Source organism: Alteromonas lipotrueae (assembly GCF_019249255.1).
Lineage (GTDB): Bacteria > Pseudomonadota > Gammaproteobacteria > Enterobacterales > Alteromonadaceae > Alteromonas > Alteromonas lipotrueae.
In genome coordinates this window covers 663231-679578 of sequence record NZ_JAESDJ010000001.1, presented here as the reverse complement: position 1 = coordinate 679578, position 16348 = coordinate 663231, and the positions used below count along the sequence as shown (strand labels likewise).

Sequence of the window (16348 nt, the reverse complement as noted above, 5' to 3'; positions counted from 1 at the left end):
AAAAATTTATCTGACGTTCTATTTCAATCCACTAATAAGTCGTTAATCTACGCGGTATTCCAGCCCTAAATAATAGAACGCACCATTAATTCCACCTGGTGATGTTGGCGGGTATAAAGATCCGACTTCCCCACTGAATGGATTACTATCAGGCTTTGAATCAAACAGATTTTGCGCGCCTAACGTAACTCGCCACGACGGTGAAAAATACCATGCTACTTGCACATCTGCCGTTAGCGTATCGCTTCCAAAAATATCCATTCCCGCAGAAGCATCTAGATGGTCTTCGTAATATTTTCCGTAATAATTCGCCCGCCACGTAAAATTGAAATCTCCAATGTACTGTTCCAGCGTTAAACTGCCTCTGTGAGCAGGCAAGTTATCTTCTAGCATTCTGATGCGCTGTGGTGTCAGGTTTGGCATCAAGGTTAATTCACCTTCAACCATGGTGGGGTACAAGGTCACTCGCTCTACTTGCGTGTCTGTCCAATTGTAAGCTAACAATAAAGTCTGCTTCCAATCTTGCACCATGAAGTCATAGTGAAGCACTAAATCAACGCCCTGAGTTTGCGTATCGAAATCGTTGGTAAAGAATTTAGCGGCATTGTATTTCGCCGCATCATCTCGCCCCTTTGCGCTGAGTATTTGTATGTCTTCATCGGTAAGAGGGATGGCCGATGTAGTACTGATCCTGTCCATCAGTCGAATATTGAAGTAATCCAAAGTGGCAAAAAATCTGTCACTTATGTGCATCACCACACCTAGACTAAAGTTGACCGACTCTTCTGGTGTGAGCGGTGTTGCACCTAGTTGTAGTGATACCAAATCGGTGGGTGGCAGTGTGGCTTGGTCTTCTAATCCATTGGCACTATATGCCGTAGTAACATTAATAACATTACTTTGACCAACTGTGGGGGCTTTAAAGCCGGTATTGATAGAACCTCGAAGGGCAAATAAGTCGTTCACCTTGTATCGCGTACTCAGCTTGCCATCAAAGGTAGAACCAAAATCAGTAAAGTGTTCAACTCGGGTGGCCACACCAAATTGCCATGCTTCAGTTAAGAAAAACTCCAAATCTATGTACACCGCCCAATTACTTCTACTCCAGTGCCCTGCCGATTGAGGCTGATAGCCTGGAAATCCGTTCGAGCCAATACTGAACCCTTGAGATGCGCCCGTTGTAGGGTCAAAAGCAAGCGAACCTGCGGCATAAGAGGCATCATCACCGGCTTTTTGAAAGTAAGTTTCTCTGCGCCATTCTGCGCCCATGGCAATACTGATAGGCTCTTCAAACACGGATTGAATTAGCTTAGCGAAATCAAGGTTGAACGTACGCTCTACTTGGCTGACAGAACCAGGAGTATAAGACAGCGGAGAGTCAGGCCCTAAAGAAGGGTTTACAGTGCCTGATAGACGGTAAGCGATATCTGAATACCCTACACTGGCACTTAAATCCATTGCCCAGCCATTGTCTAGTTCCGTTTTTATGCCAGCAAATACTGACGCGTCAGTAATTGTGCCACCGAATTGTGGTGTAAACCCCCCAGGGAACCACTCGTTAAACGCAAAGCAATTAGCACCAAGTGCTGTTGAATTGTCTGCAATGCGCAAATAATCGGGGTTTTCCAATACATTGGTGTCATCAAGGAAAATAGTGGGACAGCTAATCCCCTGCCCTATACCGTCTAAATCCCCAACCAGTAGGCGGCTTTCACCCGTTTCTTCGTTAGTTTCAGAAAAAACACCTTCTCGAGTTTGTGGGTTGCGAAAGTAAAAACCGCCACTTATTTCACGATGCGCATACGTTGCTAATGCGTAACCTTCGAAGTTTGGCGCAATATCCCAGCCCGCATTCACCGACATTTTCATGTCCTCGTTAACGTCTAGCGCGCCCCATATTTGCGCAGGGCTACTGATGAACATGTTGCCTGCGTCAATGAGGCCTTGTGCATCATCACGCTGGACAGAGCGCGATGTACCTTGTTGCTGTCGATATTCTACCGTGGCATTTAAGAAGCCGTTCTCACCTAAACGAAACCCTTTATTAGCCTGTATCTGAAATAACTCACCATCACCTTCTGAATAGGTTCCCGTTTTAAGTGCAACGCTGCCACCTGAATCGCTGTCATTGAGTACGAAGTTAATCACGCCAGCAATCGCATCTGAACCGTATTGCGCGGCAGCACCATCTCGTAATACTTCAATTTGCTTTAGTGCATAAGCAGGGATAACCGAAATATCAGGCCCCTGTGCGCCATCAGACAAGCCTCCGCCAAGAAAGGTAATCACCGCCGAGCGATGCCTGCGCTTACCGTTCACAAGCAATAATGTGTGATCTGACGCCATACCTCGTAAATTAGCAGGTCGCACTAAACTGGTAGCATCATTAATGGGCTGATCGTTTACGTTTAAAGAAGGCACCATGGTGCTAAGCATTGAAAGCGCATCGCTGTTGCCTTGAGAATGCAAGGATTCTGACCCAATAATGTCTAGCGGCACTGGGGATTCGACCACACTACGTGGAGAGCTTCTGGTACCTACCACAGCAATACGCTCAAGCGCATTACTCGTGTCTTCTTCTTGAACCTTAGCCTCCCCCTCACCGTCTATGTTTTGAGCAACCAATTCACTGCGAGAGCGAATACTGACCTGCCCTGCACTGTCGGTCACCACAGCAAGTTCGGTGCCATCAAGCAATTTTGAGAGGGCTTCGTTGAGGGTAAAATTACCTTCTAAAGAGTTGGTTTTAACCGTTTGTGCTAAGTCGAAAGGAAATAACAGTGTGGTATTGGCTTGCTTTGCTAATTCTGTCAGCGCATCGTCGGCATCTTGGGCTGGAATTGAAAACTGGAAGGCAGTTTGATTAGATAGCTTTATTGAGCCTTGCGCTTTTTCTTGCGAGTTATGTTGCCCAGTTTGTGGTTCCACCTTTGATACTGGCAGTGGGGCGTTATCTTGCGCGCTATCTTTAGCCACCTGTTGGGCATATACGCCCTCTACATGACTTGAACACACTGCTAACATAAGGCAAATGCCAGCCTTGCGCGCACTATTATAGCTACGCACTACTACACGAGAAAAATTGACTGAACGCAAAAGGTGCAAGATGAGAAATCGTACTTATTATTTATTTTATTATATTGTCACAATACGTAAGCTTATGCCAAGTAATGCACGTGCATTGCTTTTATTACACACGCATTACTAGCGTATGATTCGTCTGTTATTCAATTATCATTAACCTTGAATCACTAACTCCGAGTTATCTGCGGATTATCCTAGTATTAACTTTAAACTAGCCTTGAGAAACAGATAGCTGAATACTGGTATCAGATACTTTCTCGTATTCAATGTTAAAGCTATTTTTAAGCGCAGCTAGCAAACCATCGATATCACCCACTTTAAAGTAGCCTGCAACACGGCGGCTTTTAAGCGATTCGTCAGAAATCTGAAAATGTACCTGAGTATATCTACCAATTTCAGCAAGCACGGCTTCTAAGCGCTCACCTTTGAATACAATCATGCCTTGCTGCCATGCTAAATCATCATCAATGTCGTTTTGCGATAAACTCTCGCGGGCATCAACATCGCCTTTAACTGTGGCTTTTTCACCCGCAAACATAAGCAGGCCTTCACCTTCAACGGGCGCTTTGGAAAACAATGACTGATTACTACTGAATGCACTAAATCTGTCTTTAACTAATACCTTTCCATCGGTTACCACTAATTCGAAAGCGTTGTCGTCAACATACTGCATGTTAAACGCTGTACCCACTGCGGTAACCGTATTATTACCTGCGGTTACAGTGAAAGGTCGCGTGGTATCGTGCGCCACTTCAAAATGCGCTTCGCCTTTTAGCAATACAATGTTTCGCACATCGTCAGAAAAATCGACGGTAACCCGTGAGTTTGTGTTTAACAGCAGTGTGGAACCATCAGAAAGCACGAGGTTTTTTTGTTCACCAATACCGGTTTCTATTTTTTCAGACACGTGTGCAACTACATCTGGCTCTTCTAGCCAAATACGATCAACGACAACACCTACTGCAATCGCCATAACTAAAAACGCTGCAGCCACGCTCATACGGGCTTGAGTAACTATACCCACGCGGCGCTTTTGGCGCTTATGGGTTTCGGTTTTATTCTGATGATGAGGAAACAAGCCACTTAACTCGTTAAGTACTGACATGTCGTCCCATAGGCTTGCGGCTTCCATGAGTGCCTTACGATGATTTGGGCTTTCGGCAAGCCACACATCAAGCTGTGCTTTTTCGTCTTCGCTAAGTTCGCGATCGAGACGGCTTATCCATAAGCAGGCTTGCTCTTGGATATCTTCTTTGCTGGAAAACTGACGAATATTGTTCATGTTAACTACGGCTTATGTCCTGAGTCGCATTACGAGATGTGCGCACGGGGGCGTCATCTTTAGATAGCTCGGCTAAATATTTCGAGCACAACATTAATCCTTTTGCGACATGCTTTTCGACCGTACTTTCGCTTAAACCAACCAATTCAGCGATGTCTTTTTGGCGCATGCCATATACTTTCTTAAGTAGGAAAACCCGTTTAACATCCGGCGAAAGTGTATCTGTCGCGCGGCAAAAATGGATGAAACGTTCTTTGCTTTCTACATTTTTTTCTAGGCTGTAACCCACCAATTCGTGGGGTAAAATATCCATATCATCAATAGGCTGGTTATTCTTATTTTCAGCTCTGGCAATATGATTTAATGCTAAGTTACGTGCTGTTTTCAGCATGTACGTGCGTTCAAAACGAATCTCTTGATTCATCTCTGCTTCATAACTTTTTATGAACGCTTCTTGAACGATGTCTTCTATATCGTCGGCACCCACAATAGTACTTACCGCACGCATTAGCTTAGCGCGATATTTTAAGAAGGATTCTGTGACTGTCGACTTTCTGGTCATATTAAAATTTTGCAGGTGTTTCAAATTGCTTACAGTTATTTCACCATCATGCCAATTTATTGGTCTGCTTGCACGATGAAATCTTATATTTTTAGCATTTAGAGAAATAAAAGGAGGCGAACGCCTCCTTTTACCTGGTTTCCGTTTTTAGAAAGTGTAAACACCTCTCAGGTAATAGAAACCGCCATTGATACCGATGGGAGACGTAGTCGGATACAACGAACCTGCAATACCTGCATACTGCGTGTTTTCATCTGGGTACTCATCAAACGCGTTTTTCGCACCCACTGTTACGGTCAACTCTTCGGTGAAGTTATAAGCCATTTCCAAATCAATCGTAATTTCAGACCCTACTTTATCGATAGGCAATGCTGAATCTAAGTGATCTTCATAGATGCTACCGAAATAGTTCAGGCGAGCAAGGAAGCGCCAGTCACCATTCGTATGGTTAGCCGTTGCGCTGTAGCGTACTGCCGGAAGATTATCTTCCAACATGCGGATACGTTCAGCTGAAATATTATCAGATGCTCTATCTACCTCGGTAGAAGTCCAGTTGTACGCTAGCGAGAACTTTGTTTCGCCTTCAAACATATCCATGCTGTAGTTTGCAACTACATCAAGACCTTCGGTAGTGGTATCGAAGTCATTGGTAAAGAAACTAATTTCAGTGAAGCTAGATGCATCGCTGATACCTTGATCAAGCAAAATCGCAATATCTTCATCGGTCAGCGCAATACCAGAAGCGGTACTGATACGATCCGTTAATTCAATGTTGTAGTAATCAGCAGTAACGAACAAACCGTTATCAAAGTCTGCCACTACACCAAACGTAATACTTTTAGATTCTTCTGGTGTTAACTGCTCGCCACCCTTAAGTTGTGAAACAGGATCGGTCGGAGGAAGCGTAGCACGGTCGATAAGCTTGCCATCAGTACCAAACGCAGTTGTTACGTTGCGTACGTTACTTTGTCCCAACGTAGGTGCTTTAAAGCCTGTTGAGAAAGCACCACGGAATGCGATGTTTTCAAGCGCTTGCCAGCGGAACGCCACTTTACCTTTGGTAGTATCACCGAAGTCTGAGTAATCTTCATAACGAATCGCACCCGCCAACATGAAGGTTTCAGTAATGTACGCTTCTGCATCTACGTAGAACGCGATGTTATGACGAGACACTAGACCTTGGCTGTTTGCCGCCAAACCAGGGAAACCATTTGAACCAATACCAAAGCCTTGTGAGGCTAGTGGACCAATTTCATACGATGCAGTATCACCAGCAAAGCTTTCATAGCTTTCATGACGGTATTGGAAGCCACTTGCTACGAATAACGGCTCATACAAGCCAATTTCAAAAGGTTTAGTGAAATCTACGTCAAGGGTTTGCTCTGACTGCGTATAACGACCTGGGCTAAATTCAAATGGCGTATCGGGACCAAGTGATGGGTTAATTGTGTTGCTGATAACAAAATCAACTTCGTTTTCACCCAAGTTCAAGCTTACATCGTATGTGATGTCATTCGCCAGTTCACCACGGGTTCCAAATACCAATGACATATCAGTAACTGTTCCACCAAAGCGCGGTGTGAAACCACCCGGTAAAATCTCGTTGAACGCAAAGCAGTCAGGGTTATTGGCCACTTCGTTGATGTAACGTTCGTTGGTCAACACGTTGTCGCCAGGGATGATGTCGGTAGGACAGTTACCTGAAAGGTCGTCGGTTAAGTCACCCACCAATAGGGAACCGTCATCAGCCGCGTAAACACCGCCACGAGTATGCGGGTTACGGTAGTAGAAACCCCCTTCCACTTCACGCTCAGCGAAGTTACCGAACATATAAGCTTCTGCGGTATCACTTAGCTCTAACCCTAAGTTAGCGAAAAGTTTATAGTCGTGTTTAATTTCAGGAGAACCCCAAATTTGCGCAGGATCGGCAACAAAGGTATTTCCACCCGCCACTAAACCTGCCGCATCATCACGCTGAACGCTGCGAGAAGTATCATCAGCTGTACGGTACTCTGCAGAAAGGTTAATGAAACCTTTGTCAGATAACGGCATACCAATGTTTCCAGACAGCTGAATCATGTCGCCGTCACCTTCATAATACGAGCCGTAACGGGCTTCAAATGAGCCGCCTTCTGACGCGTCGTTTAATACGAAGTTAATAACACCAGCAATGGCGTCTGAACCATACTGTGCCGCAGCACCGTCTCGTAATACTTCAATTTGTTTTAACGCCGCTGCTGGAATAACCGAGATATCAGGGCCTTGTGCACCATCAGACAAGCCACCACCTAGGAATGTGATTACAGCAGAACGGTGACGTCGCTTACCGTTTACTAGCACAAGGGTGTGATCTGAAGCCATACCACGAAGGTTAGCAGGACGAACTAGTGTAGATGCATCATTAATCGGTTGATCGTTAACGTTAAACGACGGAACAACCGTTTGCATCATAGAAACAACATCGGTGGCACCCTGATTTTTAAATTCTTCATCAGAGATAATATCGATAGGTACTGCAGATTCTGCTACAGAACGTGGAGCTGCGCGTGAACCTACAATGGCGATTTGTTCATAATCTTCAGCGCTCGCTTCTGCTGCATCTGGCGCTTCTTGGGCATGTACTGGCGCAATGGCCATAACAGAAAATGCCGCTGACGCCGCAAGTACGCCTCGAACGTGTTTGGTCAATAAAGACAAAGATGTATTCATAGTGGTTTCCCGGGATTTTCCCCCTGTCACCTCTACGCTTTTATGAACGTAATAAGTGCAGCGAGTGATAGTTATTTTATACCTTTAACACTGACTATATACTTGTCAGCACCCACGTTTTATAAGATGTAAACTCTTATAAAACAAACGTTTTTGCACAAAATAATTATTTATTTTCAAACCATAGAGGATTTTGTTTTCTGATCTGTCTATTAGTATTTACGGGAATTGAAAGTGGTGAGGTTTTGCGGGGGTTTAATCAAAAAAGCCGGCTAATCGCCGGCTTTCTAATCTTATTCTTCAGTCTTGTGTTTCTCTGCCGTTTCTTTAATTAACGGCTGCAATTCGTTTTGTTGAAACATTTCCATGATAATGTCGCAACCACCTACTAACTCGCCGTCAACCCATAATTGCGGGAAGGTTGGCCAGTTCGCATACTTTGGAAGTTCAGCGCGAATATCTGGGTTTTGCAAAATGTCTACATACGCAAACGGTTCACCACATCCCATTAATGCTTGTGATGCTTGTGAAGAAAAACCGCAACTTGGCAGCTTTGGAGAACCCTTCATATATAAAAGAATAGGGTTTTCTTCAATTTGTTGCTTAATTCTGTCTACGGTGGATTGTGTTTCAGTGTTATCCATCAGGTCCTCTCAGCGGAAAAGTTATTCCCTATAAGTGGGAATGAGCGTGCAGATTTCAAGGGTAATATTATCATAGTTTCTTTCAGGGGTTTATACTCACCGCATCTGAAAAGGGTAATTTATGTAGCCTGTAATGCCCACGCTCATAATGAGTAGCATTAATCTCATATAGCTTAGTCGCATTGGTAAGATGAAAGTGATCTTATATCTTACGCTGATATTACTTACTATCAGTACCCTAGTTTCTATCGTATGCATAGTAGGTGCTTCGCAGCATAACTTAGCGTTCACGATATGAGGATTTCCAGGGCGATCATTATTACCTAGACAAGAATTTAGAATTTTCATAAATTTGTCATTGAGTTATACAAATTTGCCCCTACATCTACAGCATGCTTTTGCTATTATAAAATAAGCATCTTAGATAAAGTATTTATACAGGCTCGTTGAACAGGCATTGCGAGCTTAAATTAACGTTGTTTAAAAACATTAAACCAACATGGAGACCGATATGGCTTTTGAATTACCAGCATTACCATACGAAAAAAATGCACTTGAACCGCATATTTCTTCTGAAACGCTGGACTATCACTACGGCAAGCATCACGCTACTTACGTTACTAAATTAAATGGTTTAGTTGAAGGTACTGATTTGGAAAGCAAAAGCCTAGAAGAGATCATCAAGTCTTCTGAAGGTGGCGTTTTCAACAATGCAGCACAAGTTTGGAACCACACGTTCTACTGGAACTGCTTAAGCCCAAATGGCGGCGGCGAACCTACTGGTGCACTCGCTGACGCAATTAATGCAAAATGGGGCTCATTCGCTGACTTCCAGGCTGCATTTAACGACAAAGCAGTGAACAACTTCGGATCTAGCTGGACATGGTTAGTAAAATCTACTGACGGTTCTTTAGACATCGTGAATACAAGTAACGCCGAAACACCAATTTCTGGTGACGAGCTTACGCCTGTATTGACTGTTGACCTTTGGGAACACGCTTACTACATCGATTACCGTAACGTGCGTCCTAAGTATCTAGAAAACTTCTGGGCACTTGCTAACTGGGAATTTGCTAGCGCGAATTTCGCGTAATCGTTTTCAGATAAATTTTAAAAACCCGCCTATGCGGGTTTTTTTATGCCCATCATTAAATAATATACAGACTTTTAAGTAATACTAATGGGTGTATTTGACTCTATTTTAACGAAAAAATTCCATTTTTCGTTAGACCAAACATTTCACGTCTATACAAAAGTTTACTATGATTTTTGTTTCCTATTTCTAAATACCGACTAAGCTGAAATTACGGGCAACCGTTTTTTTAAGAGGTATTCATGGGTATTTTCGAACATTACCAAAACCGATACGAAGAACGAAAGCAGGAAGAGTTTACCATTGAGGAGTTCCTTGAGATTTGCAAGGACGACGCAGCAGCTTATGCAAATGCTGCTGAACGATTGCTAAGTGCCATTGGCGAGCCTCAAATGATAGACACCGCGACGGATCCCGCACTGAGTCGCATATTTTCAAACCGCGTTATATCTCGCTACCCCGCATTTAATGAGTTTTATGGTATGGAAGAAGCTATTGAGCAAATAGTCTCTTACCTTAAACATGCCGCACAGGGGTTAGAAGAGAAGAAACAAATTCTCTATTTACTTGGGCCTGTAGGGGGCGGTAAGTCGTCGTTAGCAGAACGTTTAAAAGAACTGATGCAACACGTACCGATTTATACCATTAAAGGTTCGCCGGTAAATGACCATCCATTTTGCTTGTTCGACGCTAAAGAAGACGGCCATTTACTCGAGCAAGAATATGGCATTCCTAAACGCTACTTAAAAACCATCATGTCGCCTTGGGCTCGAAAGCGCCTGCATGAATTTAATGGTGACATTACCCAATTTAAAGTAGTACGTGTCTACCCTTCTGTGCTTGATCAGGTGGGTATTGCGAAAACTGAACCTGGCGATGAGAACAACCAAGATATTTCAGCCTTGGTAGGTAAGGTAGATATTCGTCGCTTAGAACAATACGCACAGAACGACCCAGATGCTTATAGCTATTCAGGCTCACTGTGTAAGGCGAACCAAGGGTTGATGGAATTCGTAGAAATGTTTAAGGCACCAATTAAAGTGCTACATCCTCTACTTACCGCCACCCAAGAAGGGAACTATAATCCTACGGAAGGCTTTTCAGCGTTGCCTTTCGATGGTCTGATTTTAGCCCACTCAAATGAGTCAGAATGGCAAACCTTTAGAAACAATAAGAATAACGAAGCCTTTTTAGACCGCGTTTACATTGTTAAAGTGCCCTACTGTTTGCGAGTAAGTGAAGAAATTCATATTTACCGTAAACTGCTAGATAGCAGTGAACTTAAAGGGGCACCGTGCGCACCAGATACCTTGGAATGTTTAGCGCAGTTCACTGTGCTATCTCGATTGAAAGAACCCGAAAACTCGAGCTTGTTCTCAAAAATGCGGGTTTATGATGGGGAAAGCTTGAAAGACACTGACCCTAAAGCAAAGTCGTACCAAGAATACCGAGACTATGCGGGCGTAGATGAAGGTATGGAAGGGTTATCCACCCGCTTTGCTTTTAAAATACTTTCTCGAGTATTTAACTTCGATCACCAAGAAGTGGCTGCCAACCCTGTGCATTTGTTTTATGTACTTGAAAGGCAGATTGAGCGTGAACAGTTTCCAACTGATTTAAGTGAGCAATATTTAGAGTTTTTAAAAGGTTATCTGATACCTAAATATGTTGAATTTATCGGAAAAGAAATTCAGACCGCGTATTTGGAATCTTACTCAGAGTACGGACAGAACCTTTTTGACCGCTACGTCACCTATGCAGACTTTTGGATCCAAGACCAAGAGTATCGTGACCCTGAAACCGGTCAACTATTTGACCGCGCGTCACTAAATGCTGAACTTGAGAAAACCGAAAAGCCTGCGGGAATTAGCAATCCAAAAGACTTCCGTAATGAGATAGTGAACTTCGTACTTCGCGCACGAGCCAATAATGGCGGTAAAAACCCATCGTGGACAAGTTATGAAAAATTACGCACTGTGATTGAAAAGAAAATGTTTTCCAACACGGAAGATTTGCTGCCAGTTATTTCGTTCAATACTAAAGGGTCGGCCGACGAACAGAAAAAGCATGACGACTTTGTAAATCGAATGACGGAAAAAGGCTATACACAAAAGCAAGTCAGACTATTGTGTGAGTGGTATTTACGAGTTCGTAAAGCCTCTTAATGGGCTATTTACTCGTGGTTCACCCTATGACAAGCAGGTGGTTATGGCGCATTTCATCGACCGAAGACTTAACAGTAAAGGCAAAAGCACAGTAAACAGACAGCGCTTTATCAAACGCTATAAACAACAGATAAAGCGTGCTGTTACTGATGCCGTTGGTAAACGCTCTGTTACCGACCTAGACTCGGGCGAGCAGGTAAGTATTCCTACTCGCGATATTTCTGAACCTGTTTTCCACACCGGGAAGGGAGGTAAGCGAGATATTGTTCACCCCGGAAATGACCAATTTATTGCTGGCGACCAAATTGACCGTCCCCCTGGTGGCGCGGGTCAAGGCTCCGGTGAAGGCGAAGCGGGGAATAGCGGAGAGGGTGAGGATGAATTCGTATTTTCCATCTCGAAAGATGAATATTTGGATATTTTATTCGACGACTTAGCCCTACCAAATTTAAAGAAAAATCAGTTCGACAAAGTTATCCAACATGAAACCTATCGTGCTGGGTATCAAACTGACGGCGTGCCGAGTAACTTAGACATTGTTCGCTCTCTTAAGGGCTCCGTTGCCAGACGGATTGCGTTAACCGGTTCTACCCGTAAGCGCATTAGGGAGTTAGAAGCACAGTTAGCCTTATTTAGTGCAGCCCCTAAAGATAATGCACTAGCCATTGAAGAGATTGAAAAAGAACTCGCACTACTTAAAGCCAAAGTCGCTAAAGTCCCTTTTATCGACACGTTCGATTTACGTTTTAAAAACTACCACAAGCGCCCTATCCCAACGAGCAAAGCAGTGATGTTTTGTTTAATGGATGTTTCTGGCTCTATGGATCAAGCTACCAAAGATGTAGCCAAGCGCTTTTATATTTTGCTGTATTTGTTTTTGACCCGAACCTACGAGAATGTAGAAGTGGTGTATATTCGCCATCATACACAAGCAAAAGAAGTCGACGAACAGGAGTTTTTCTATTCACAAGAAACCGGCGGTACTATTGTCTCTAGTGCACTAAAGCTTATGGATGAAATAGTGCGAGAACGGTTTAGCGACGGTAATTGGAATATCTATGCCGCTCAAGCGTCAGATGGCGATAACTGGGCAGATGATTCGCCCTTATGTAGCTCACTATTAGTCAACAACCTATTACCCGCCACCCGCTACTTTGCCTATATTGAAATAACCGAACGCCAACACCAAACCCTATGGCGAGAATACGAAAAGGTAAGTCAATCTTTCGACAATATAGTCTGTAAACACATCCAGTCTCCGGATGATATTTACCCTGTATTCAGAGAAATATTCAAGCGTACCGAGCAGTTAAGTACGCAAGGAGGTTAGCCCATGTCTGCAAGTGCAGCGCGTCAAAAACATAAATTAGATGATGGCCCAGATTGGACATTTTCGTTACTGACCGACTATGAAACAGAAATCGACCGTATTGCTAAAGAGTTTAAGCTAGACACCTACCCTAACCAAATTGAAGTTATTACCGCCGAACAAATGATGGATGCCTATGCCAGCATAGGTATGCCACTAAACTATACCCATTGGTCATTTGGTAAAAAGTTTATTCAAACCGAACAACAGTACCGCAGAGGCCAAATGGGCTTGGCCTATGAAATTGTGATTAATTCCGACCCTTGCATTGCGTATTTAATGGAAGAAAATACCATTACTATGCAAGCGTTAGTGATGGCCCATGCCTGCTATGGCCATAATTCTTTTTTCAAAGGTAATTATCTTTTTCAAACCTGGACAGATGCCAGTTCCATTATCGACTATTTGGTTTTTGCCAAGAAGTACATTTCTAAATGTGAGCAAAAACACGGTGTTGAGGAAGTCGAGAACATTCTTGATTCTTGTCACGCCTTAATGAATTACGGTGTGGACAGATACAAAAGGCCACAAAAAATATCGCTTCAGGAAGAGAAAACCCGTCAAGAAGAACGTGCTCAGTATTTACAGTCACAAGTTAATGAGCTGTGGCGAACCTTGCCGAACAACCCTAAAAGCAAAGACACAAACACCCTACGCTTTCCTTCCGAGCCACAAGAAAACTTACTGTATTTCATTGAAAAAAATGCGCCACTATTAGAACCCTGGCAACGAGAGATTGTACGCATTGTGCGCAAGGTATCTCAGTACTTCTACCCTCAAAAACAAACACAAGTGATGAATGAAGGCTGGGCCTGTTTTTGGCATTACCACATTCTAAATAAAATGTACGACGAGCGATTAGTCAGCGATCGTTTTATGATGGAGTTTTTGCACAGTCATTCCAGCGTTGTCATGCAACCCGATTACAACAGCCCATACTATTCTGGCATTAACCCTTATGCGTTAGGATTCTCGATGTTCATGGACATCAAACGGGTGTGCCAAGCTCCCACTAAAGAAGACTATGAATACTTACCGACTATCGCAGGTAAAGATTGGCTTGAAACTGTGCATTTCGCCATGCATAACTTTAAAGATGAAAGCTTCATTAGTCAGTTCTTATCACCCAAACTAATGCGAGATTTTAAATTATTTGCGTTGGAAGACGATGCTAACAATTCCTATGTGAGCGTTAGCGCTATTCACGACGAGAACGGCTATCAGACAATTAGAGAAAAGCTCTCTGCCCAATATAATTTAAGCAATCTAGAGCCTAACATTCAGGTATATAACGTTGATGTGAGAGGCGATCGTTCTTTGACCCTTCGCTACGTTCCTCAGCACGGCATTCCGTTAGGTAACTCCAAGGGTGAGGTTATGCGTCATCTTCATAGATTGTGGAAGTTCGATGTAAGACTTGAACAAGAAAACAATACAGGGCTTCCGACCCTACTTGCCGAGTGTCGAACCAGTAAGTAATTGAATGTTGCCATCTTCTGTTATTTACGGGGGTGCCGCGTATGTGGCTGACGCACTTCGGCAGAGGCTGGGGTATGTCAGGCATTCAGTGTTTTAATTGTTTGATTTGGCTTAGGCTCGTCAAAAAAGCCGTTTTCAGAGGCGTACAGAAAAGCGTCGTCAATGCTTTGAACGTGAAAGCTGACGTAGTCTTTGGCTCTTTCGGGTAACATTTTAGCCAGTTGGTATCGTTTGATTGGGTTGGTTTGATACACATAGAACGACGCTTTTACGCCATTCTCATAACACCACACTCCATATTGAGTAAAGTTTTCCATGGCATCAAAAGTGGTTAAATCCCACTTATCTAACAACACGATATGCAGCCAACGCATGTTAAATCTTGCGGTTACCTCTTGCTTAACATCCCCAATATAACTATTCGATATTTCAGTAGACCATTGACCATCTAATTCACTAATAAGCGTAGAGCCAGCAATTTCAATAGTGTAAGCGGCATGGGGAAACTTTTTACTACACACCATATCAGAGCGTGTATTCATGCTAACACTCCTCTTTAATACAAGAAGAATGCTGACAATAAAACCTATATCTATGGCGCTGAGTATCGCTCCATGATGCCATCGATTCTTCCTACCTTTTTCGTGCTGCGTCTATCTCAGTATAGTCAGTTATTGTAAGTTGGCTAATTTTGGGTGACGGCTTGGAACAGTAAGCTTTGATAGAAATACCTTCTACATAAGCTGCTTACGCTTACAGAAAAACAAGGAGGCCGCACCTATCGCCGAGAACACCGCCGCAGTGGCAAAGGTTTCATAAGCATTGGCTCCTTGGTCCCATTGCTGCCCTGCCATGTAATTACCGAACGCACCACCGAATCCAAATGCCACGCTAATATAAATGGCTTGGCCTCGGCTGTGAAATGGAGGTGGTAAAAATTGATGAATGAAGTACACAGAAACCGCATGGGTTAACCCAAAGCTTAATGCATGAATCACTTGGCTGAGTAATATCACCGCCATGCTATCGGCAGCAGATGCCAATGCGTACCAACGCAACGCAGTTAGCAGCAAGCTGGCGAATAACAGATTCCACACGCCAAAACGTGCGGTTAAACGGCTAGCAATAAGAAAAATACCCACTTCTACCAGTACGCCTAGGGCGATGAATAAACCAGTTTGCTGGCCGCTGTAGCCAAGGTCACGCATATATAACGCGAAAAAACCGTAATAAGCACCAAAGCTAATTTGTAAGCATATAGACGCAAAGATGAAAACTACAAAGGGACGCTGTCTGGCGTACTGCCAAATGCTGCCTACCGCAGTGTGTTTCTCGGCACTCGTTTTCGGCGCTTGAATGAATAGCGTGGTCACGAACAATAGCAGTAGCACGCCCACACTCACGATTACCGGTGTTTCAGTAGAAAAGCTATCTAGGGCCTTGCCTACACCTACCGTTAAGCATATAAAGCCGATACTTCCCCATAACCTTATAAGCCCATAGCTGGCTTTAGTGCCTTCTACTGACTTCATAGTGATAACCTCTAATTGAGGTAATACCGCCGTCCAGAACATCATCATTAAGCCGAAAGACAGCGTTAGCCCCCAGAAGCCTTCAAATAAAAATACCGAACAAAAGGTGGCTACCGTAAGAAAACTACCCAGCCTTAACACACTTACCGCGTTGCCTTTTTTATCAGCAATGCCCGCCCATAGTCCTGGCCCTAAAATACGGGCAAGGGTTATTACCGCGAAGAGCTCCCCTATTTCAGCAGAGCTAAAGCCGCGACCATCAAGAAATATACCCAAATACGGGACTAAAACACCCAGTTGACCAAAATACAGCCAATAGGTTAACGCGAGAACAATGAGTGATTTATGGTTAGCAAAGGGCAATTTAGCGAATGGCACTGCACAACTCCGTATGCGATAGCGCCACAGGTAACGTTACCTGTGGCGTAT

Annotated in this window: 11 protein-coding genes; 4 read left to right on the top strand and 7 right to left on the bottom strand. The window is 43.7% G+C overall.

Going from position 1 to position 16348, the window contains the following annotated elements; genetic code table 11:
* Nucleotides 1-42 precede the first annotated feature (42 nt).
* The 5 genes from KYS23_RS02890 to KYS23_RS02870 all read right to left on the bottom strand — a co-directional run bounded on the left by KYS23_RS02890 (nucleotide 43) and on the right by KYS23_RS02870 (nucleotide 8281).
* Nucleotides 43-3024 (bottom strand): TonB-dependent receptor, encoded by a 2982-nt coding sequence (locus tag KYS23_RS02890; RefSeq protein ID WP_246604264.1) that lies wholly within the window; start codon nucleotides 3022-3024, stop codon nucleotides 43-45.
* A gap of 271 nt (nucleotides 3025-3295) precedes the next feature.
* Nucleotides 3296-4366: a FecR family protein gene (locus KYS23_RS02885; RefSeq protein ID WP_159529591.1), complete on the bottom strand. Its 1071-nt coding sequence runs from the start codon at nucleotides 4364-4366 to the stop codon at nucleotides 3296-3298.
* Between the two features lies 1 nt (nucleotide 4367).
* On the bottom strand, nucleotides 4368-4928 hold the full coding sequence (locus tag KYS23_RS02880) for an RNA polymerase sigma factor (RefSeq protein WP_159529589.1): 561 nt from the start codon (nucleotides 4926-4928) through the stop codon (nucleotides 4368-4370).
* Nucleotides 4929-5075: 147 nt separating this feature from the next.
* A complete protein-coding gene (locus tag KYS23_RS02875; RefSeq protein ID WP_159529587.1) occupies nucleotides 5076-7637 on the bottom strand; it encodes a TonB-dependent receptor plug domain-containing protein in 2562 nt (853 codons plus the stop codon).
* 293 nt (nucleotides 7638-7930) lie between these two features.
* Nucleotides 7931-8281 carry a Grx4 family monothiol glutaredoxin gene (locus tag KYS23_RS02870; protein ID WP_013784977.1) on the bottom strand — a complete coding sequence of 117 codons (351 nt, stop codon included), beginning with the start codon at nucleotides 8279-8281 and terminating at the stop codon, nucleotides 7931-7933.
* A 511-nt stretch (nucleotides 8282-8792) separates the two neighbouring features.
* Between KYS23_RS02870 and sodB the strand changes: the two genes are divergently transcribed.
* From sodB to KYS23_RS02850, 4 genes are all read left to right on the top strand, one after another.
* Nucleotides 8793-9374 (top strand): superoxide dismutase [Fe], encoded by a 582-nt coding sequence (sodB, locus tag KYS23_RS02865; protein ID WP_159529585.1) that lies wholly within the window; start codon nucleotides 8793-8795, stop codon nucleotides 9372-9374.
* A 242-nt stretch (nucleotides 9375-9616) separates the two neighbouring features.
* Nucleotides 9617-11539: a PrkA family serine protein kinase gene (locus tag KYS23_RS02860; RefSeq protein WP_159529583.1), complete on the top strand. Its 1923-nt coding sequence runs from the start codon at nucleotides 9617-9619 to the stop codon at nucleotides 11537-11539.
* A gap of 43 nt (nucleotides 11540-11582) precedes the next feature.
* Nucleotides 11583-12869: a YeaH/YhbH family protein gene (locus KYS23_RS02855; protein WP_218418049.1), complete on the top strand. Its 1287-nt coding sequence runs from the start codon at nucleotides 11583-11585 to the stop codon at nucleotides 12867-12869.
* Between the two features lie 3 nt (nucleotides 12870-12872).
* Nucleotides 12873-14387 carry a SpoVR family protein gene (locus KYS23_RS02850; RefSeq protein WP_159529581.1) on the top strand — a complete coding sequence of 505 codons (1515 nt, stop codon included), beginning with the start codon at nucleotides 12873-12875 and terminating at the stop codon, nucleotides 14385-14387.
* A 77-nt stretch (nucleotides 14388-14464) separates the two neighbouring features.
* Here KYS23_RS02850 and KYS23_RS02845 read toward each other — a convergent pair whose 3' ends face one another.
* Both KYS23_RS02845 and KYS23_RS02840 read right to left on the bottom strand, forming a co-directional pair.
* The gene (locus KYS23_RS02845; protein ID WP_159529579.1) at nucleotides 14465-14929 is read right to left on the bottom strand and encodes a hypothetical protein; all 465 of its coding nucleotides are present in this window, start codon (nucleotides 14927-14929) and stop codon (nucleotides 14465-14467) included.
* Between the two features lie 192 nt (nucleotides 14930-15121).
* Nucleotides 15122-16297, bottom strand: a complete 1176-nt coding sequence (locus tag KYS23_RS02840; RefSeq protein ID WP_218418010.1) for an MFS transporter — start codon at nucleotides 16295-16297, stop codon at nucleotides 15122-15124.
* Nucleotides 16298-16348 lie beyond the last annotated feature (51 nt).

What these genes read in the sequence shown, in the direction of transcription:
- KYS23_RS02890 (WP_246604264.1), bottom strand. Translation starts at nt 3,024, where the DNA reads ATGTTAGCAGTGTGTTCAAGTCATGTAGAGGGCGTATATGCCCAACAG.
- KYS23_RS02885 (WP_159529591.1), bottom strand. Translation starts at nt 4,366, where the DNA reads ATGAACAATATTCGTCAGTTTTCCAGCAAAGAAGATATCCAAGAGCAA.
- KYS23_RS02880 (WP_159529589.1), bottom strand. Translation starts at nt 4,928, where the DNA reads ATGACCAGAAAGTCGACAGTCACAGAATCCTTCTTAAAATATCGCGCT.
- KYS23_RS02875 (WP_159529587.1), bottom strand. Translation starts at nt 7,637, where the DNA reads ATGAATACATCTTTGTCTTTATTGACCAAACACGTTCGAGGCGTACTT.
- KYS23_RS02870 (WP_013784977.1), bottom strand. Translation starts at nt 8,281, where the DNA reads ATGGATAACACTGAAACACAATCCACCGTAGACAGAATTAAGCAACAA.
- sodB (WP_159529585.1), top strand. Translation starts at nt 8,793, where the DNA reads ATGGCTTTTGAATTACCAGCATTACCATACGAAAAAAATGCACTTGAA.
- KYS23_RS02860 (WP_159529583.1), top strand. Translation starts at nt 9,617, where the DNA reads ATGGGTATTTTCGAACATTACCAAAACCGATACGAAGAACGAAAGCAG.
- KYS23_RS02855 (WP_218418049.1), top strand. Translation starts at nt 11,583, where the DNA reads ATGGCGCATTTCATCGACCGAAGACTTAACAGTAAAGGCAAAAGCACA.
- KYS23_RS02850 (WP_159529581.1), top strand. Translation starts at nt 12,873, where the DNA reads ATGTCTGCAAGTGCAGCGCGTCAAAAACATAAATTAGATGATGGCCCA.
- KYS23_RS02845 (WP_159529579.1), bottom strand. Translation starts at nt 14,929, where the DNA reads ATGAATACACGCTCTGATATGGTGTGTAGTAAAAAGTTTCCCCATGCC.